General features: G+C 46.8%; 15 protein-coding genes and 1 pseudogene. 5 read left to right on the top strand and 11 right to left on the bottom strand.

Translation table 11 applies throughout. The features are described from left to right. Nucleotides 1-144: 144 nt before the first annotated feature. Both AB4124_RS08175 and AB4124_RS08180 read left to right on the top strand, forming a co-directional pair. A complete protein-coding gene (locus AB4124_RS08175) occupies nt 145-3,084 on the top strand; it encodes a histidine kinase (protein WP_441972281.1) in 2,940 nt (979 codons plus the stop codon). After that, nucleotides 3,084-3,854 carry a response regulator gene (locus AB4124_RS08180; protein ID WP_441972283.1) on the top strand — a complete coding sequence of 257 codons (771 nt, stop codon included), beginning with the start codon at nt 3,084-3,086 and terminating at the stop codon, nt 3,852-3,854. Before AB4124_RS08175 ends, AB4124_RS08180 begins: the two co-directional genes overlap by 1 nt. 155 nt (nt 3,855-4,009) lie before the next feature. On the opposite strand, the gene AB4124_RS08185 is transcribed toward AB4124_RS08180, so the two are convergent. From AB4124_RS08185 to AB4124_RS08205, 5 genes are all read right to left on the bottom strand, one after another. After that, on the bottom strand, nt 4,010-4,684 hold the full coding sequence (locus AB4124_RS08185; protein ID WP_441972285.1) for a uracil-DNA glycosylase: 675 nt from the start codon (nt 4,682-4,684) through the stop codon (nt 4,010-4,012). Between the two features lie 149 nt (nt 4,685-4,833). Continuing rightward, nucleotides 4,834-5,718: a glycoside hydrolase family 43 protein gene (locus AB4124_RS08190; RefSeq protein ID WP_441972500.1), complete on the bottom strand. Its 885-nt coding sequence runs from the start codon at nt 5,716-5,718 to the stop codon at nt 4,834-4,836. A 729-nt stretch (nt 5,719-6,447) separates the two neighbouring features. Further along, on the bottom strand, nt 6,448-8,028 hold the full coding sequence (locus tag AB4124_RS08195) for a SagB family peptide dehydrogenase (protein WP_441972287.1): 1,581 nt from the start codon (nt 8,026-8,028) through the stop codon (nt 6,448-6,450). A gap of 53 nt (nt 8,029-8,081) precedes the next feature. After that, nucleotides 8,082-10,025 (bottom strand): TOMM precursor leader peptide-binding protein, encoded by a 1,944-nt coding sequence (locus AB4124_RS08200; protein ID WP_441972289.1) that lies wholly within the window; start codon nt 10,023-10,025, stop codon nt 8,082-8,084. Then, the gene (locus AB4124_RS08205; protein ID WP_441972291.1) at nt 10,022-11,980 is read right to left on the bottom strand and encodes a putative thiazole-containing bacteriocin maturation protein; all 1,959 of its coding nucleotides are present in this window, start codon (nt 11,978-11,980) and stop codon (nt 10,022-10,024) included. The genes AB4124_RS08200 and AB4124_RS08205 overlap by 4 nt, the downstream gene beginning before the upstream one ends. Nucleotides 11,981-12,234: 254 nt before the next feature. Here AB4124_RS08205 and AB4124_RS08210 point away from each other — a divergent pair, with 254 nt between their 5' ends. Continuing rightward, nucleotides 12,235-12,378 (top strand): hypothetical protein, encoded by a 144-nt coding sequence (locus tag AB4124_RS08210; protein WP_441972293.1) that lies wholly within the window; start codon nt 12,235-12,237, stop codon nt 12,376-12,378. A 482-nt stretch (nt 12,379-12,860) separates the two neighbouring features. Here AB4124_RS08210 and AB4124_RS08215 read toward each other — a convergent pair whose 3' ends face one another. The 6 genes and pseudogenes from AB4124_RS08215 to AB4124_RS08240 form a co-directional block, all read right to left on the bottom strand. Further along, nucleotides 12,861-14,114 (bottom strand): mechanosensitive ion channel family protein, encoded by a 1,254-nt coding sequence (locus AB4124_RS08215; protein WP_430110099.1) that lies wholly within the window; start codon nt 14,112-14,114, stop codon nt 12,861-12,863. 248 nt (nt 14,115-14,362) lie between these two features. After that, on the bottom strand, nt 14,363-15,172 hold the full coding sequence (locus AB4124_RS08220) for a hypothetical protein (protein WP_441972295.1): 810 nt from the start codon (nt 15,170-15,172) through the stop codon (nt 14,363-14,365). A 24-nt stretch (nt 15,173-15,196) separates the two neighbouring features. Beyond that, on the bottom strand, nt 15,197-15,670 hold the full coding sequence (locus AB4124_RS08225) for a DUF5381 family protein (RefSeq protein WP_441972296.1): 474 nt from the start codon (nt 15,668-15,670) through the stop codon (nt 15,197-15,199). Between the two features lie 20 nt (nt 15,671-15,690). Next, on the bottom strand, nt 15,691-16,722 hold the full coding sequence (locus tag AB4124_RS08230; protein WP_430110091.1) for a WXG100 family type VII secretion target: 1,032 nt from the start codon (nt 16,720-16,722) through the stop codon (nt 15,691-15,693). Between the two features lie 480 nt (nt 16,723-17,202). Next, a pseudogene (locus AB4124_RS08235) lies at nt 17,203-17,753 on the bottom strand (PAS domain-containing protein); the annotation flags it as partial. Nucleotides 17,754-17,815: 62 nt separating this feature from the next. Continuing rightward, nucleotides 17,816-18,139, bottom strand: a complete 324-nt coding sequence (locus AB4124_RS08240; protein WP_076322585.1) for a DUF2642 domain-containing protein — start codon at nt 18,137-18,139, stop codon at nt 17,816-17,818. A 276-nt stretch (nt 18,140-18,415) separates the two neighbouring features. On the opposite strand from AB4124_RS08240, the gene AB4124_RS08245 reads away from it, so the two are divergent. Both AB4124_RS08245 and AB4124_RS08250 read left to right on the top strand, forming a co-directional pair. Next, nucleotides 18,416-18,616, top strand: a complete 201-nt coding sequence (locus AB4124_RS08245; protein WP_215164152.1) for a hypothetical protein — start codon at nt 18,416-18,418, stop codon at nt 18,614-18,616. 583 nt (nt 18,617-19,199) lie between these two features. After that, nucleotides 19,200-20,540 carry a lytic polysaccharide monooxygenase gene (locus AB4124_RS08250; RefSeq protein ID WP_441972299.1) on the top strand — a complete coding sequence of 447 codons (1,341 nt, stop codon included), beginning with the start codon at nt 19,200-19,202 and terminating at the stop codon, nt 20,538-20,540. Nucleotides 20,541-20,584: the final 44 nt, after the last annotated feature.

Below are 20,584 nucleotides of genomic sequence, written 5' to 3' on the forward strand. Positions count from 1 at the left end.
CCTCCAACGAAGCGATTGTAAAAATTGTTAATTTCAACATATCAAAAGCATCTCTCAAAAATCTCTCAAATTCGACTTCTGTCGACAGGTAGATTTTTGAGAGATTCTTGCCATATGATAGAGTCCATAGGGGTGTGACTATACATGAAGAAATGGATTGGTTATCTGGGTGTAATATGCGCCTTAATCGCCATTCTCTATATGATTTTTAGCGACGAGGACACAAGTGCCGTACATATTAAAGCCGTAGACGGCGTGCTTGACCTGCGAGAGGTCACGGATTCACCGTTTGTATCGCTAGCCGGCGATTGGAAATTCACCGCCGCAGCATTTGTCGACCCGGCCGACTTTGCCAGCGAAGCCGATCATCTGCCGGTACCCGGTCCCTGGGCATCGGATGTCGAGTGGGGATCCTATCAGTTAATCGTATACCTGCCGGACCACTGGTCCGATGAGATCGGTCTCCGTGTTCGGAATATCTGGTCTGCCCATACCATCTATATTGATGGCATACCCCTATCAAAAATAGGATCCGTAGCAACAACCAAACGAGCGACAACCCCGGACAATCCTGCCTATGAAGCGTATTTTAAACCGGGGGGCCGGCAGCTCCTGATTACCATTCATGCCTCCAATTTCTACAACACGAGAGGCGGCATCGTCCTGCCGATCGATTTCGGCGACGCTGAGCAGATGAAGGAAGACGTGCAGCGGGATCTTTCCCTGGAATGGACGGCTACCTTATGTTTGCTGCTGTTCAGCATGTTTCATATGACGATTTATTTGCTGCGAACGAAGGACGAAGCCTTCTTATACAGCGGCCTGCACTTTCTGCTCTTGGCATTAGTCATCGTGCTGCGAGGAGAGCGGCTATTCATTCGGGAGTTTCCGTCACTTCCCTTTGAGCTTTATTTCCGGCTGCAGGACACCTTTACTTTCTTGGCCTCCACCTTGCTGATTGTCTTTATCGTAAAAATGATTCCTTCCATCATGAGCCGAAAGACGATGTACCTGCTATTTCTACCGATCCTGGCCTATGCTTTCTTCAATGCGGTTCTCCCGGCCAGAACCATATCGGTTACGCAGTATCCGCTCTTCTATTACAACGATGGATTAATCTTGGGCATTATTATTCGCATCTTCTATCTGACACTTAAAAAGCGCATCAATATACGTAAAAATGAAGCTGTCATTCTCATGTCGATGCTTCTGTTTCTAGCCGTATTCGCTATAAGCGCTTCATCGGACAGCTTATTCTTCACCGGGCGCAATTATATGAACCGTATCGGACTGGTCGGGTTTGTCATGACAATGAATGTTTTTCTCGGCATACGTCTAATGAACCGGGCCGAGGAGTCGGAGCAATTGAACACCCGGCTGCAGAAAGCTAACGATGCGAAGGATGCCTTCTTGAAAGTCACGACGCAGGACCTGCAGAGGCCTCTGCACGATGCCGTTCATTTAGTGGGATCCATCACCCGGGAGCCCAATCGCGAAAAGCAAGGTGAGCAATTGTACTTGGCGGAACAGCTGATGGGGAACATGGTGTATTTATTGAGGGATCTGCATGATTTCACCCGCATTCGATTCGATGATTACGCGATCCAGCTCAAGTCCACCAATGTTCGGATGGTCATGCTCCATGTCATTCAGTTGATGCAGTTTACCTTCACGAAGAAGAAAATCGCAATCAACGAACAGATTCCGAAGCAGCTTTACGTATGGGCGGATGAGCAGCGCTTGACGCAGGTATTCATCCGGATCATGACCGAGATCTCTCACGACACCGCAGAAGACCGGCTGACCATCGAAGCTGTACAGGTGGGCACGGATGCCCTGCTTCGAGTGACGTCAACCGGCGAGTCAACGACAGCGTATCGGTATCGCCCGCATTCTTCCGGGCTTATGATGACGGAGGAACTCGTCCAACAGATGAACGGAAGCATCGCATATGAACGCATGCAAAGCGGAATTCGCTTTACGGTCACCCTGGCTTTCAGCGAATTTAAAGAGCCGGTTACCGCAGTGGAGCATGAATACAACCTGCAATCTGCGGTGCAGGCAGAAGATCGGTCTTTAGGAACGCTCTTGATTGTCGATGATGATGCAATGCATGCGGAAGTCATGCGGGATATGCTGGGGGACGCTTACAAGGTGCGAATCGCTTATACGGCTCAAGAAGCGCTTGACTATTACAGGAATCATCCGGAAATCGCGATGATGATCATGGATGATATCATTCCAGGCGACATGGATAGTTTGGAATTGCTTCGGCAAATCCGTACGCAGGCATCCTTAATGGACCTGCCGATCTTGATGATGATTTCCTCCGAATATCCCAGACATGTCGAAATGATTTTTGCAGCCGGCGCTAATGATTATTTACTGAAGCCTTTTTCCAAAGAGACCTTGATGGCCCGTTTGAATGCCGCGGAACAAACGAAGCAGTCGATGCTGAAGGCGATTGAGTATGAAATGGCATTTCTGCAGACCCAAATCAAACCGCATTTTCTATACAACGCGCTTAGCAACATCATTGCCTTTTGCTATACGGACGGGGAGCGTGCAGCCTATCTTCTATCGATGCTCAGTTCTTTCTTGCGTTATATCTTTGAGACGAGCCGGGATGGACAATTCTCCACCCTGCAGAAGGAGTTGGAAATTATCGAGGCCTATGTTGAGGTGGAAAAAGCGAGATTCGGCGAACGGTTAACCTTCGCTTATGACATCGATCCGTCCATTGCCTCGGAGCATGTTCTGATTCCCAGCCTGCTCCTGCAGCCTCTAGTCGAGAATGCGATACGCCATGGCCTGTTCGACAAGGAAGGTCCGGGACATGTTCAGATCACTATTTTCTTGCACGCATCCTGCTTGAACATACGCGTCGCCGATGATGGCGTAGGCATGTCGGCTGCGCAGTGCGCTCAGTTGATGGGGGGAACGGCCGCCAATGCCGGAATCGGGTTCACGAATGTACGTCGGCGCGTGCATGATATCACCCAAGGAAGCCTGGATATTCACTCCTCGCCGGGCAATGGAACAACCATTCAAATAACGATTCCCGTGAAGGAGGGGCAAGGGTAATGTGGAAGATCATCATCGTGGAGGATGAGAAACCGATTCTGGGCCTGCATACCAGATTGCTGGAAACGTATGGTCCCTTTCAAATTGTAGGCCGCTTCGAATCGCCATTCGATGCGCTGCAGGAAATACCGAAGCTGGATCTAGACGCACTCGTGCTAGACATTGAAATGCCGAGAATGACGGGACTTCAGCTGACTCAGAACTTGGTGGAGAACGGGATCGACGTGCCTGTGATCTTCACGACCGCTCACCAGCAATATGCCGTGCAAGCCTTTCGCGTGCAAGCCCTGGATTATCTCTTGAAACCGATGACCATCAATATGGTGAAGCAGCTGGATGTACGCCTTCAGAAGTATTACGGTCAGAGACCCAAACAGGCCAAGAAGAAGGAGCTTGAAGTCCAGTTATATGGAGAAGCATCCGTTATGAAAGGCGAGCAGCTTGTAAAATGGCCTACCCGCATCACGGAGGAGTTGTTTTACTATTTGCTGCTGCATGAGAATAAATTGTGCCCGAAATGGAGAATCATCGATGAACTCTGGACGAACGTGGAGGAAAAACGAGCGCTTTCTAATCTGTATAATACGATTTATCGGATGCGTCAGCTGTTTATGGAGCTCGATATTCCCATCGTCATCGAACGAGTGAATGATGGTTATATCATGAATGCGAACAGCAGCATCGTCATGAAACCGAACGAAAGGCCGGATGCCCTTCTGCTGGAATCGAAAGGATATCTGTGGGCCTATGCTTACGAATCGATTCGTTAAGCATCTTGCTTTTTCGATCGAGCCGTAAAGACGCAAAAGTCCATCCTAATGGTAAGCAAATACCACATCCTCGCGTGGATGTGGTTTTTCATTGTCCAGATACAATTGCTTGCGGGATGAAGAGGTTTCACTATGGATGGCCCCTCTCCTTCCTCTTACAAGTTAGGAATTTGCCAATCAATTTCCTGAAGCCCCATATTGCGTAGAAATTCGTTAGCACGAGAAAACGGCCTGCTGCCAAAAAAGCCTCGATGCGCAGACAACGGACTCGGATGCGGCGAACGAATCAGTGTATGCTGCCGGTTCGTAATGAGCTCCGCCTTCTTCTGGGCGTGGCTTCCCCATAACAGGAAAACGACAGGCTCATTTTTCCGATTGATCGTCTCAATGACCTTATCCGTAAAGCTTTCCCATCCCCTGTTTTTATGAGAATTCGCTTCATGCGCCCTTACGGTGAGCACCGTATTTAGAAGCAGTACCCCTTGCTGCGCCCATGTTAGCAGATGACCGTTGTTGGGAATGAAGCAGCCCAGATCATCCTGAAGCTCCTTGAACATATTTTGCAAGGAAGGAGGCGTGCTGACGCCCTCTTTGACAGAAAAGCTTAAGCCGTGAGCCTGTCCCGGCCCATGATAAGGATCCTGGCCCAAAATGACCACTTTGGTGTCGGCCAGCGATGTATAGTGCAGCGCGTTAAAAATATCGTATTTATCGGGAAAGATGGTCTTCGTACGATATTCCTCAATGAGTAATTCCCGCAGCTGTAAGTAGTATGGCTTCGTAAACTCCTGCTCTAAATATGTCGCCCAGTCATTCTTTAATATAGCCATTTCGGGTTCTTTCCTCCTGCCATGGTCATAAGATATAACTAGATTATATCATAGGATTATTTCTGGTATTTTCCTAACACCTAAGCCTTACGAAGACGCAAAAAAAGGCGACCGATTACGGGCCGCCTTTTCACCATGGATTCCCTTAATCAAGTCATGATGACCGGCTCAATCTTGCCGTTGCCGATCCGCATCCGATCTATGCATAACTGGCGATGTCCCGGCTCGGTGTCTCCAATGATCCGGCGGTGGTATACGATAAGCCATTCATCTTTCTCCTGCAAATGCAAGTAGCCATGGTGGCCGGGTCCTTCCGCAATCGGCTCCTGACGCTCCAGAATCGTGCCTTCATTCTTGAATGGACCGAGCGGGCTGTCGCTTACGCCATAGGCAACGCGATAGGTTCCATTCGTCCATCCGCCCATGGACCACATCAGATAATAAAGTCCGTCCTTCTTAATCATACAAGGACCTTCCACGTATCCCTCCGGCGTAATGGAACGGAAAATTTCATTGCCGTCGTCTGCCAATGGAACGAATCCCGTCATCTCTTCGTTCATCCGTGCAACGTTGCAGTGGCCCCATCCGCCATAATACAGATAGATCGTTCCGTCTGCGTCCTCGAATAGATGTGCATCGATCGGCTGTGCCTGATTAATGAACTTATCCACGAGCGGCTTCCCTAAGTAGCCTCTGTACGGCCCTTCCGGACGGTCCGCAACGGCGATTTCCAAGCCGCCGGTTTCCTCATTCGATTGGATGTCGTTCGATGCAAACACGAGATAATATTTCCCTTGGTGTTCGATATGAGTCGGTGCCCAAACCGCCCTCCATATCCATGGAAAATCCGCCATTTCGATAATGCCTTCGTGTTTCTCCCAATGGATCAGATCGTCGGAACTGAATGCGTCCAGATTCATCTGCATCGTATATTCCGTGAAGGACCGCGTCGCATAAATCCAGTGCTTCCCCTCATACGTTCTGGCTTCAGGATCTGCATACCAGCCGGGTATGATCGGATTGTTAATGTTCAATGGTAGACACTCCTCTCCTGTGCTGCGCATGTCGAGTTCGAGCAATATGGTATCGCCCGCCGACCAATGGCGCTCGATTGAGCGATAGCCGCGTTCTACCATTGCTTCTGCACCGGATAGCCATTCTCCTCCCGCGTGAAATCGTACAATCCCCAGTTCACTTCTCTTCGTGGCCTATATCGAAAAAATGCACCTTACGTGAGCCGGGTCTCCAATCGAATGTCATTACGTGTGCTGAGTTTGTACGCGATCACTTCATTGTTATACAAGTCGTAGATCGTCGAGAGATACAAAAAGGACTGTCCGAATGGGAGATAGGTAATATCCGTAATCCATTTTTCCTACGGACGTGTCGCTTGGAACTCTCGGTTCAGCAAGTTTTCTGAGATGACATGCGTAATGCCTAGTTCCTTAGCAATGGTTTTGAATCCCATAACCTTGTTTGAGATACATATTTACAGCTTTCTGCTTAAACTCAACCGAATATGTCTTACGAATTTCATCCATGAAAAAATCCCCTCCAAGTAAACTTTAGTGCTCTTCTTTAGCACTTGTCTACTCAAAGGGGATACTATCAACACGGCGCTCTTTTTTTGTTGGTGGAGGCGAGCCGGGGTTTAGCAAATCCACAATTTTCCGCAATATGCTGATTCGAGTGTTTTCTAACTGTGTCTCATTTGCTGTTCCTAAACGACCATAATATTCACAAAAGCTTTAACCCATACTCTTCTAGCCATGCAACCCTCCCGTTAAGCGGGGGCTATGACGATAGGGTCCTACCGGGATTTGGATTAGGCTGGTTAAACCTTGCGAAGTCATCTTGTAGATCTCATCACATAATCGGGCATCAAATCCGAGGAGCGGATGTCCTCCTAACCCGATAGCTGATGCCGCCAACAGCAAACGCTGTACAAGCATCCCTGCTTCCATCTGTTGGATGCGGTATCCCCTATATCCCATCGTTGTTGTAAGATGATCCTTGTCCCCTGCTATATGAAAGCATAGCGGTACTTGGAAGAGGTTTACATTATCGGAAGGCATTCCTTGCTGCAGCTGGAGCCGATGATCCCCATGACGTATCAATCGTAACGCATGAGCAGCGCTGTCATAATGGTAAGCACCTTCCGGAATACCATCAACGTTATAGAGACATACGTACAGTGAGACGCGGGAAACGGAGTTCTCATGGTCTCCATCTAAATCATTCCAATACCTGAAGGAAGCCGTGGCCTCCCGCAGCAGTAAGGCCAGCTTCTCCTGGCTTACCTTACTCATCATAAAATCACTGTCCGGCGAATACCGCCTTCGGCTTACTGACGCCAGATCATACAACAACCGATTCACATGGGGCAGAGCCACCACTTGATCTTCGCAGTGAACGATCTTCTCTTCCCCAATTCGCGGTATCGATTGAAGTGATTCGATTAGGGATGCTTCGTTCATTTTGATTAACATCGGAAATTCCTTGACCCTCCGGGACCGGACGTAATGATCATGCTGGACCGTTGGCAACTCCCGGCATAATTCGGTAGCGGAGACAACCTCCTCTCCCTCATTTCGATTGGCAAACCAAGAGACCCCAGGCTCCACCGACAGCGGAATCACCGCATACACGCTTTCCTCTTGTTCGGATACCCCAAGAAGATGATTCACGGCTCGATCAAGAAACTGGAAATACACCCCCGATTCAAAGCCAAACCGTTTAGTCACCTCCAAGAGCTGCCCGATCAGCGCACCCGCATCAAGTCCTTGCAGGCGGTAGGAAAAGTTATTGTATTTAAAAAAGTTTTTCCAAAACATGCTCGATACAAATACAGCACCAAAACAAGCCGACTCGTCATAGCGATTACCAAGAGCCCTGGCTAAATAGAAATCGAAGTCGCCTTCTCGCAGCAACACCAAACGATGATGCGCCACATCATAATGATATACCCCCGAAGGCAAATCCTCTATTTTCAGATACACGTATAATTCGTTCGGATATAACGCTCCCCCGGAGGGAGCAAACCGCCGGTACAGCTGCAGCAGGCCCATTGTTTGCACCATGGAATTCGAGGCAAGGACGGATTGGGACAATTGAGTGAGTCCGAATACGTACCAAAGAAAATGACCCATCAGGCGAAGGTCGGGCTTTACCGGCGTTTCACCACCTTCGAGCGTCAACGGTACTTCGGAACATAACGGAACTACAGGCAAACCGCGATAGAGCTTATATGCAAGCGGTCCGTCTTCCCAATCTACCACCAAGTCCGGCGGTTTAGTCTTGTCAATGTCATAATGCAGATTGTGCAGAAACGCTTCCAGACTCATCCCTGTTCCTCCTTATATGAACGAGGGTGGTCAACCACGCCACGTTTTTATACCTATGGAAATGGATGCGGATATGGATTGAGATCTTCTAGCTCAAGCGGTCCCTTTACGTACCCGAGTTCCACAGGTACCCGGAGCACCCGCTCTAGCCCTGCCAGGCGCGTAAAGTGATGTCCAAATGTCATCGGCAGCATCCCCGGGATCAGCACTTTCACGCAATGCAGCCCATTTCGATTAATTTCCGGTGCGGTTACATCCACCACGATCACATCGAGATTGAGTCGGTGGAATGCATTAAGAATGTCCTTCAGATCATCCGTTAAATCAGTATGCCTTGCCCCCGGTTCGAATTCCTCTTCAAACGTTCGCAGTGGGCGATTCTCATCCAGCAGAAATTGCAGGCGCTCCTGCGCTTGCGGCAATCCGTAAAGCAGTGAATGATCCTCCATCTCCTGTACTAGGGATGAATCATGGAACATTCGAACATATACTTCCCGGTTTGCATCGAGTTTCTCGTCAAGCGACTGTAACATGCCGGCCAGCTCGTGAACCGCACTTTTCACAGCCCGTATCGGATCCGGATGAGCTCCGGCTGCACAGATGAGATTCACTCCTGTTTGTTTCCTGTTTTTCGCCACTCCCCACACACTTGGAATCCCATTTTCCATCGTCGAGTTATAGAAATGCACATCAAACCCCGCCACTGCCTGTAAACGATCGATCATCAGTCGCAATTCTTGGTCATTAGCGGAGTTTAGGTCAAGGCGCGGGAGAGGCAACTGCCCATACCAAGTCATCAGAAACGAATCCCGCTCCACCACTTCCAATATGCCGTAGAAAATAGCCTCCTCCAAACTTCCGCCTAAAGCGCACCCGTTGGAACTTTCAAACACAAAGTTGTGCCCACAGCCCATGCTGTAATAGGCGAGCTGCTCCGGAACTAGAATCGGACGCTCTTGTAAAAACGAATAGCCCCAAACCCAATGGATCGGGTGGTCAGGATTAAACCTTGTGAACGGAGCCCCTGGCTTGGCATATTGCTCCTCCGTATGCACCCCTACTTTAACAGGGTCAAGCGCTTGATCTTTCAGGTTGCGGAAGCTGCCATGGACTACCGTCCGTTTGCTTCGGGGTGCCAGACCGCAGTACCGCTCCAACCCCTCCAATATAGCGGTCAACTCACTTGCCGCATAGGAATGAGTCCGGCCTGCCGTTCCCACATCCTCTGCGAACAACGGCAGATTCACACTCACATCGGCAAATGGTGACTCAAAGTTAACCATCTTCCCATTCAAAAAGCCGGTCCGGTAATCCAAATAGTCTTTGATCAAAACATTACTTAACTCATCCACCCGGCGGCATCGGTAACTATCTGCGCTAATCTTCGGGCTTGGTTGCAGCGAAATATGGGCTGCTGTCGATGAATCATCAGGTAATTGACTACAAACCGGACACAGCGGGTCAGGGAGAATGAGGTGAAGTGTGCTCTCCATCGTTTTCAGGTTGATCAAAAACACCTTCCCAGCCGATTGAACCGTTTTGCCTTGTAACACCCTTCGTGTCTCTTCTACCAGCAAGTAAGCGACCTGCAAAAGTCCTGTACGTGACGCCCATGCATCACTCGGCATCCCCCCATGTGTTACCAGCCTCTGCTGCAGCTCCCGCATCTCCTTGCGTTCACGTCCCGCCATCAGGCGCCGCGTGTCTGCACACTGGGAGCAACCTTGAGTACCCGGACGAACCAACGGTCCGATCACGCCTTCACCAAATGCAACGAAGCCGCGCAGCCAAGGGATGCCGGCCGGCTGCAGCACCTCTTCTGCCTTTTGATGAACGCTAGGATGCCAAGCATCGTGCAACACCAGAACCAAATCCACCTTTTCAGGTACTCCTGGCTCGAAATCGATCTGACGAACGACCTCAAATTGGGTTGACAGTTCCCCATACACGCAGTCTGCCAACACCCCTTCTCCAACAATCACAATAATAGCGCTCACCGGGATCCCTCCTCTTGCAGCACCACACCAAACACCCCTGCTATTTCCTCCTTCAAGAACGGTTCCACCGCTAGATCGAGTGCCAAGAGCCTCTTACTGTTCCGATTCAAAACCTGCAAAGCGGACTGTAGAACCTCTGGTTGTGACGTTGTTTCACATGCAGGGATCTCGAGCCTTATAGGTACCTGTTCTTCCAGATGCACGGACGAAAACTCCAATGCTTGCGATTTGAGGCAATCCGGTTGGTTTTGTGCTGCTAGCAGAGCCTTATGTAATGCCTTCCGCAAAGCCATTGTCACATTTAAGTCTACATTGCCATACCAACCATCCCTCGTACCGATCCACACCACAGGAAATCCGGACACTTCCTCTCCCAAGGCGATCATCGGCTCTCCCTTCATTGTCGTCAATGCCTGCAAATAAAAAAGGCAGTGTTTATCTTCTACCGCACCTAACTGTACCCGGGAGACAAAAGGCAACTGACACGCCTGCTGCTTACCCAGTACTTCCTCCAAACACCTTTGCAACCCTCGGCAAATGCCTTCCGCAAACGTTTCTCCTGCTCCTATGCCAATAAACTCCTGCGTTTCTATCCTGCTGCCCTCTACTCCCTGATGGGAGGGCAGGGTAGAAACAAGCAAATCGGCCATTCGCGACACATATGCTTCAATTCCAGATAGCCCCGCTTCCCGCCGCGCTTCTTCATGCGTCAGATCGGAACAGATCATGTCAGGCAGCAGCCCAGCCGGTCCTTCTGATAGCGGATCGATTACCTGAACGCGACACTGAGAGAGTGGCAGCTGTTTTAAATCCCCCTCCTCCCAAACATGGAAAATTCCCGATTCCACCGATGTTAACTGGCTGAAGTAAGGAATCAATCCATTCTCACTTTTGCTGGATCTCCGCTCAAGCTGACGATCGAAATCATGAACCCATTCAGGTGTGCCAAATCCGGTCACAAGCGGATGAGGCATGAACGAATGCCACTTTCCTTCCAACGTCTCCAGATCTAACAGATAAAATCGATTATTCTGTTCCGAATCATCCGCTCCCGTCAACTTTTTGAATAATTCAAACACGATCACATTGGCCAACATCGCTCCAGCTGTAGAAGAAAAGGTGTGCAATTGTGGGTCTTTAGAAATCGCAGATTGGTGTACACGGCGCCATGCCGACTCCCAGCATCCCTGGGCGTCCGGATGCACTAGCGGTCCCGCCAGGCCCACCTGTTGCATGCATACAGCAGAAAGAAACACCTTCCTCTCCTCCCTGCAAGCGGCATGAAGAGCTTGAAGTCCCTTGATATCATCCTCACGTGACACGAACAAAATCGAATCAAACGGCCTTACAACCTCCCGCCAACAACGCCCTTCCTCCTTCTGCAAGATAACCTCCTCTATTGCCACCTCGGAGTCCGTTTTACAGGCATGTGCCGCCAGTTCTGACATCCGTTGCCGATCCGTCGAATCTGAACCCGAGACCAAGACAGAAAAATTGGGCAATCCGGATTCAAGCAGCGCAGAAATCGCCGAGATCAAAAAGGGACCAGAACCGACCACCAATACTTTGGCCTGACGATAGGACTGAAACCGATACGCACCCGAATCACCGAAATGATCCAAAAACTCAATTTGAGAAGCATACTTTTTGAGAACCTCTTCTGGTAATTGATGTGGAGCATCTTGACTCACATCCCGAGCAAAGCCGTTACGATACAAAACTTCTGCAATTTCATATACCTGGTTTCGGTGTTGGTTCGGCAATCCGTCTGTCAAATCCCCCAATCTATACTCCCCATTGAATATCGGTATCAGCTTTTCAATCCATTGATCGATCGCCTCTCCATCCATGCGGAACGAGCTTACATTGTTTCGAAAATACACACCGCTGGAATCAGGGAGAAAAAATGTATCTCTTTTCACCTTTAGACGCATCGAGGGGTTCAAATTTGTCATTCTATTCCTCCTCCGTAAGCTTCTCAATCTGCCCCTACACTTTATAAAGAATCTTATGTACAACTATTTGTCCCTCATGTCTGTAACGTTTAAACTTCTGTCCTATCGTTGCCAACTCAAAACACCCCCTAAATTAGATTAGATTAACCAGGGGTTCCTCTAATATCTATTTTAGGGGGGACACATCAAACTGGTTCAGGAGCCTTTCTCTTATCATTAAGTAGCCACTATTCCCGTTGAAAAGTTAAGCAATAATGGGCAAAAACATTGCCTTATCGTCCTCCACGGTGACAGTGGTGACAGTTATGGCAGTTATGGCAGTTATGACAGTTGTGGCAATTGAAGCAATTGAAGCAATTGAAACAATTGAAGCAATTAAAACAACTGAGGAAGCATAGACGAGCCGATTGTTCGTTTTGAGCGTTCCAAGGAGTCATCTCACTCGCCTTAAATTTGGAAACATTCAATTTCGCTAAATCATTTTGGAAATCATTCATAATCTTACCTCCATTTTTAATAAATCGTTTTGCTGGCAGCATAAACTCCAATTTAATACCCATGACAACATATGAATCGAGTTCCGCTCTTGTTACTGATTTAAATGCCTATAATTTATTTTTCTTCGTAAATTCAAGTTGGAAATTGCTAAACACCTCTTCGATAAAGCTCTGGGCCAACAATCCAAGATAACACCTTATCGACAATGCAAAAAAAACCATCCTCATGCGGATGGCTTTTGATTATCATTTCTATTATTTTTCATTCTTAGATTTGATGTTACCTGAAAGTCATTGCAGAGCCTTGGCTTAGCTTGTAGCCAAACTTATTCTAGTAATGCCTTCAGCTTACAAATCGCTTCAACTTACCTCCGATCATATTTTTAATATCCTCGCGAATATTCCGGGCTTTCTTTGAGTTGAACGATATCATGGCCGGTTGGGTTTTGGAAGGCACGCAGCCCAAATGTCGGCGCAACGGCAAAAATATGGTCAAAAATATCCGCTTGAATCGATTCATACATTCCCCAGGCGGTATCATTACTGAAAGCGTAGATTTCCAACGGCAGTCCGTTATCTCCCGGTGCTAACTGTCTGACAATCAGCGTCATATCCTGATGAATTTTCGGATGATGCCTCAGATATTGATGGATATATTCTCGGAATACACCGATATTCGTAAGTTGTCGGCCATTCACTTTACTATCCGTATTAATCTGGTGTTCGATGTTATACGTATGAATTTCATTTATTTTTGTCGTGACATAATCGGTAAGGTAGTGAATCTTCTGGAATTCCTCAATCATTTCTTTCGTACAAAAACTTATGCTGGTCGTATCGATATAGACGCTTCGCTTAATTCTTCGGCCGCCGGATACTTGCATGCCCCTCCAATTCTTGAACGAGTCGGAGATGAGAGCGTAGCTCGGAATCATGGTGATTGTCTTATCGAAATTCATCACCTTTACCGTGTTTAACGTAATGTCGATCACATCGCCGTTCGCATCGTATTTCGGCATTTCAATCCAGTCGCCGACACGCACCATGTCATTCGACGATAATTGAACGCCTGCCACCAGGCCTAATATGGAATCCTTAAAGATTAGCATCAGCACGGCCGATAAAGCACCAAGCCCACTGAGAATGATCAACGGATTCTGACCGATGAGGTTTGAGATCACCACAATGCCGCCGATGATGAAGAGAACGATCTTCACCACCTGAATGTATCCCTTGATCGGCCTGATCTTGGAGACCTCAAACGAACGATAGATGTCATCAAAGGCATTAAGCAGCGCATTGAGCACCGTGATGGTTACGATAATCATGTACGTCATTGCTGCCTTTTCAATCAGAATCTGATAGGGCGGAAAGATGGACGCCGAAAAATAAATAATGATCGCCGGCACGAGATGTGACAGCTTGTGGAATACTTTTTTCTCGACAATGATATTATCCCATGTATAACGATTGTTATTGACAATATGAATTATGATCTTCAATACGATTTTTTTGGTTAAAAAATTGGCTAATATAGAGACAACGGCTATAAAAACAACCATGATCATATTTGAGAGATATCCAATGGTTGGTTCGCTCATGCCGTATCCGTCTAGTTGGTTTTTGATAAAGTCCATTATTTCCTCCTGACGTAGTTTAAGATTAGCCTATTATTATAAATTGAATTCTATTACCACGCAAAGTCCAAGATAAGACATCGATGGGTTGATTTGGAATAATCTAGGGTAAGACTGTCTTTTTGAAAAACAAAAGAGAGCGCCGGAAGGGTGCTCTCTTAGTCTGATTCGATATGGCCGAAGGGTGCTAAGATTATGGATCGCATAGAAGACCTTTCAGATGAGCAGTACTACACTTACCGTATTCCCTAAGTCAAAGCTCCAGCAAAAGAGCCTAGCGTCTTTCTGCATGCAGAGAAGGATTGCAGCTCAATGCAAATCTGTGGTTCCGCATTTCTGTCCGCTTCCTGATTACATACAATCCAGAAACCTGCTTTGGCAGGAAGTACAAACAAAATATCCTCGATTGCCGTCTGGTTTCCGCTTCCAATTCTTATCGTGCTTAGATTGTCCATGGTACGGGCATTGGTTTGAAAATCCTGCTGCCATTCTGCAATCAGCCGCTGTTGGTCGGATGAAAGCTCGTCATAGAGAGGGCAGGCAGGGGATTCACCAGCTGTCAGTCGGTTCCACAATTCTTCAGTGATCACAACCTTGGATTCGGATAAAGTCATCCCTTCAGCTTTCGAAGGCTTCACTCCATAGAAACGTACAAGCTCCTCTTCCCAATCCTGCGGCTCTGTCCAGGATAGAAAATGAAGCGTGTTATTGTCAGACAAGTGGTACAAATACCGCTGCTGCAGCTCGTGGATGGTCAGTACTTTGCTAGAATTCCGATCGGTAATCCCTCTCAGCATATAATTGCTCTGCAGCAAGTGCTGAATCATTTGCGTAATTTCAGAAGTAAAACGAACCACTCCGTTCTCTTCATCAATCGATTCTATAAAGCCTTTGGACATCAAACTATGTGTAGCTGCCTGAAATAGAAGCTCCCATCTGTCTTCAGACAGGTCTCCATAGTATGCCTTCATAAGTCCTGCAGCCATTTCCTCCCCTTGATGAACGGCCAAGGTGTATCCCAGCTCTTCTAATGAAAATATATAGGTATGCTCGCTCATGTAAGCAAATCCTCCAGTACAGATCTATTTCATTTCCTTTCCGTTACGGCTGATCAGCCCCCGCAGGCGCTTCATGACAGACTGGATTTCGGTATCGGTCAACAAATAATACGTATTCACAGTCCAGGTCTCTCTGTTTTTCAAATGAAAAATCAGCACAGGAAATTTCGGAAGCAGCCACTTCCGAATGGAAGGGCCGCTGTAGCTGATGCTTGTAATCTCCGCCCAGGCTACGGTACGCGTACCATCTGAAATGGAATTTTGATCGTAGGTGAGCAGCTGCGTGTCTGATTTCAGCGCCTTTGGCAAGCTGACAACCAAATATCCTCCAAAAAACGGAATCCCTATTATGGCTGATGTGATACAAAAAAACTTGCGAATAAAGGAAGTATCCATAAAAAAAGCCGCGTACAGCAGAAACAGGCAGGCCAACACAAACAGTAAACTGCCAAGTGATTTGCCCCATGCCACGGATTTCCGATAAGATATTGCGTTCATAATTTAGCGCCTTCCTGAAATTATTTGAACAGTCCGCTAATCCAGCGAACTCCCTTTTCGACAACTTTAGCTGCGCCATCACCGACAAAAGCTCCAACCGTACCACCTACATAGGAACCGATGGCCGCACCAACCGGGCCACCAATCATCGCACCGACGGCTCCGCCTGCTACAGCCCCGCCATAGGTCGCGGCTGTTTTTACAACAACGTTGGATGCGGCTACAGCTACTTCTTCCCCGTTAAGCTTGCCTTCACGATACTTACTGACAAGGCCGGAAGCCTCGCCGATCACATTAAAGGTTGCGTTAATCGGGAATATCTTTTTGGCGATCATGCCTGGAATTTTCTTGGTAGCCATCCCATATCTACCTTTTTCTACGCCGGCTATGACCTGTCTAGTCCATTGAGGAAAGTTCTTAGCTTGACTAAAGCCTAGCCCAAAATTGAGACCGAATTTGCTTGCCACTCTATCAAAGCCTTTGATTCCTTTCATCATGAGGCCTGGGTTCACAATCTGGCGATTTATGCCTCTTGCCAGGTTCTTCAAGAACGTATTGTTACCTTTGCCTTTAACCCATGGCGCATTATGAATTTTGGCTCGGGACGGATTTCTGGGATCTACTCTGAATTGTACCGTCTTACTTAAGACTAAGGAAGCGCCCACAGAGCTGTAAAGGAGAGTTCCCCACTTTTCCAGATTATCTCTTGCTTCAAGCGAGCTGTCTAACACGTTCTGGGTTTGATCAATCGGATCGGCGGCCGTCCTTGCCTGTAACGAAGCTTGAGTGGAATCGGCCTCTTTAAAGCGGTTGACAATCGTATGTAATTCCGTGCTGACCGAACCCACCGCTGCAGTAAAATTATCCATTTGCTGACGGGCAAGCTGGAAATTTTGATAGAATTGCTGCCTTGTCGTACCTTCCCATCCACTTTCAAGGATATGAATCTGCTGGGTAAGGTGGCTGCAAATTTGCACCCCGATCTCCCTGGCCTGTGCAAATTGTTGGGATATCTCCATAAGTCTTTCCGGAGGAACTAATATTTTGCCCATGGCACTCACCTCAACAATATACAGATTAATGTAATTATTCTAGTAAAGGTTATCAATCTTCACAAAAGGAACAAGTAACAGAATACTAAAAAAATCGTTAGGTCCTTGGAACCAATTTCCAGGTGCCAGATATGAAAGCGAGGAAAACTATGCCTATTTGGAAGAAAAGCAAGTCATATAGCGCTAAAAATATTTCCCATTGGGCGGTCATAATAACACAAGTTAAAAAGCCACCAACCCGAATACGGGCTGATGACTATTACATAGATTTAATAGACCATTTATACTACTGAATCAGCAAATAATCTTTGAATTTGATGAATGAATATAAATGATCCGGGGGATGGAGCCTCTGTCCTTTCAACTTTTGTAGGTGGCTTCAAGTTCCTTTAAATCCTCGTCGGAGAACAAAAAACTAAACAGCCAGTGTCCGATTGTTTTCGGCCACTGACTGTTTCGACTTGTAACCGGCTTCTCTCCTTACGGAGAGAGTATCCGTTTTTGACCTGTGAGTTCCTGAATCGGCTTAATGTTTTGAGTGAATTCAAGCGTACCTAAATAGTTTCCTTCTTTATCCCTTACGGCAAAATAGCGAATGTAAACAAATTTATCTTTAACCGGGATCCAGAAATCTTCTGCATCTTTGACACCTGCCTTGAAATCAGCAAGCAGCTGATTGACGACATGAACGCTTTGCGGAGGATGGCAGTTCTGAACACTTCTGCCGATTACCGCTTTGGTACGAACGAAGATTCGTTCTTTTCCCTGTGAAAAATATCGAACGATATCATTTTCATCGATAAAGGTTAGGTCGACTGGTTTTCTGTTACTTCGGTTAAGACGCGTTTTGCCAGATCCATTACGGTCTCGGCATTGCCATCAAAGTGAGTGAGTTTGGATTTCACTTCTTTTATTCCCAATCGGATACCGTCATCTACTGCCCACATCACCTTGGTCGGTCCATAGATCCCATATTTCTCGAGAAAAGGAAACAGCACATTTTCTTTGCGGCTGTAGTGTTTATCTACATCTCCTAGCCCTTCCTTGATGAAGATTTCGTCCAAAGCCTCGTAGATCGGCTCTCGTCCATTGTTTATTTCTCTTCTGCTTTTTCAAAATAAACGATTTCACATAATCGAATGTGATGCTTTTTTCCATGGACTACAAGAGCTACGTGATCAATGAAAACATCATCCAGAGTACCTACCAATTTGCCGACAGTTGTCGTGATGGCAATCATTAGCCCTATGTGCTGGATCAAATGCTCAGTGAATTTGGGTTCCACAGTTGTCGTATACATAACATTTTTTGGTAATACCGGAGTTTCCTTGCGCTGTACGTCTTCATTCCGATAATATTGCGGAGCTGGGAATGGGGCATATGGTCGCGGATAGCCATAGTACATAAATCTATTCATGAGTTGCATACTCCTTTGTCATAATTTGAAAAACACATCTATATAACATATGACAAATACCTATGTGGTGCTCCAAAGAAGTGTTGTGCAAAATAAGAAAGCCGTAGATGGGATATCCTTTCCCCTCATAAAGTTTGGATGATAGGGGCGTAAATTCTTCAATCTCCTCGAGTATTTCCACCCAGATTAGGCTAATATCACAGGAGATTTTCGGGCTATCGACATATATTATTATTGCCTAGATCGAACACCAAATCTAAAAAGGAGTGTGTTATTTTGTCCGAAACGGTTTATTTACAAAATAGGTCTTACGATCCTGAACAAATGGCTGGTTATCATTTTGTGAAAGCTGAACATTTTGAGCGAATGAAGATGGCTTGCGCGGGCAATCCGCCGTTCTTTTATAAATATGCCGAGCAGGAATATTACCATAAAGCACTTGCGCATCGTTATAAAGGTATGGGTGGCTGGATGTAATAATGCGAGTTGACCAAATTTTCAATGAGTCCGTTCATTTAACCGATTAACAGGACAGCATCTTGATATACGGTCGGCTTTACGGCTATTTTACTTCACACAGTTTCGGACTAGATTTTAACCATAAGAAATGCGAAAACCCGCTCTATGGGCGGGTTTTATGTATGGAGCCGAGGGGAGTCGAATCCCTGCATCGAAAGCGAAACCCCGACACCCCGTAACGTCAGCCTGAATGTCTTCTTCAGTTAATCCTGAGAGAAGATGTGGATGTTTCACACTCTTATGGTTCTCATTAACTATTGCAGTGTACAAAAGCCTGTTATAGAATGTCTTTAAATTACTTTTAATTCCATAATTATCCTAAAATGTGATCTGCTTATATTTTACCACCTACGTCAGAAATCCCCTCTTATTCACCAACACAATCATCTATTACACCAACCATTAGTTATTTATGTTCACTTATTGAGCATACATATTGACCTGGAAGGAGGTGAGAAAATACGTCGTTATGCCATCAAGGTACGAATGATCGTTTGGTTCTTCGTGCATAGTTTATCTAAAAGAGGAGGTTTTTTTATTGATGTTAACCCTACGTTTTCCCAATTCCGGACTCATTAAGAAGGTCTTGGCTGGCGGTCTATTAATGACGCTCGCTGTTATGGCACTATTCTTATTCGAGTCCAAAGCATCCGCTCACGGATATGTAAGTAATCCTTCCAGCCGTGCGGATTTATGTGCAAGAGGAGTCAATACGAATTGTGGACTTATTATTTATGAACCGTATAGCTTAGAAGCAGCAAAAGGATTCCCGGCAGCAGGTCCAGCCGATGGTAAAATTGCAAGTGCTAACGGCTTGTTCGCTCCACTTGATCAGCAATCCGCAACTCGTTGGACAAAAGTAAACATTTCACCTGGACAAACGACTTTTGACTGGAAGTTAAAAGTGCCGCATGCAACAGCTAGCTGGAAATACTACATTACCAAGCAGGACTGGGACCCGAATGCACCGTTAACTCGTGCATCCTTCGACTTAACTCCTTTCTGTAATGTACCGTATAAAGGGATGCCATCCAATACTTATTCCGACACTTGTAATGTACCGAGCAGAACAGGGTATCAAGTCATCCTCGCTGTTTGGGAAATTGCGGACACAGGAAATGCATTCTATAACGTTATCGATGTGAACTTCACCGGTGGTGGAAATCCAGATACAACAGCGCCAACTGCTCCGACAGGAGTAACAGCTTCCAATGTCGCAACCACGAGTGCAACAATTTCTTGGAATGCTGCTACTGATAATGTTGGTGTTACGAATTACCGTATTTTTAACGGCTCATCCCAAATTGGTTCCACAAGTGCATTGAATTACAATCTAACAGGCTTAACACCGAATACAACCTATAACATTACCGTTAAAGCAGTAGATGCTGCTGGGAACATATCACCCGCCAGCAATCCTGCATCCTTTACCACACTAGCTGTAGTAGGTCCTGATACGGAGGCTCCTTCAGCACCTACAAGCTTACATGTGATGGGTACAACTACATCTACTATAGTGCCTTTAATGTGGAATGCTTCAACGGACAATGTGGGTGTAACTGGCTATCAAGTGTTCCAAGGCTCGACATTAGTCGCTACGGTTTCGGGTTCAGCGCTTGAATACACGGTTACAGGTCTGTCGCCAAATACGGCTTACTCCTTTACGGTAAAAGCTGTTGATGCCGCTGGCAATGTATCCGCTGCTAGCAATATTGTCAATGTAACGACACCTAGCGCACCTGTCACATACCCTGCCTGGGATGCATCCACGGTTTATGTTGGTGGCAGCAAAGTAACCCATAACGGTGTGAACTATGAAGCGAAATGGTGGACTTTAGGTGAGACTCCAGGTGGAGCCGACGTGTGGAAAGTCATTCCTTAATCTTCTGACTTTCATAGAAAATGACTACAGAATTTTCTGTAGTC

Origin of the sequence: Paenibacillus sp. 2KB_20, from assembly GCF_052115765.1 — a bacterium.
Taxonomy (GTDB): Bacteria; Bacillota; Bacilli; order Paenibacillales; family Paenibacillaceae; genus Paenibacillus_AQ.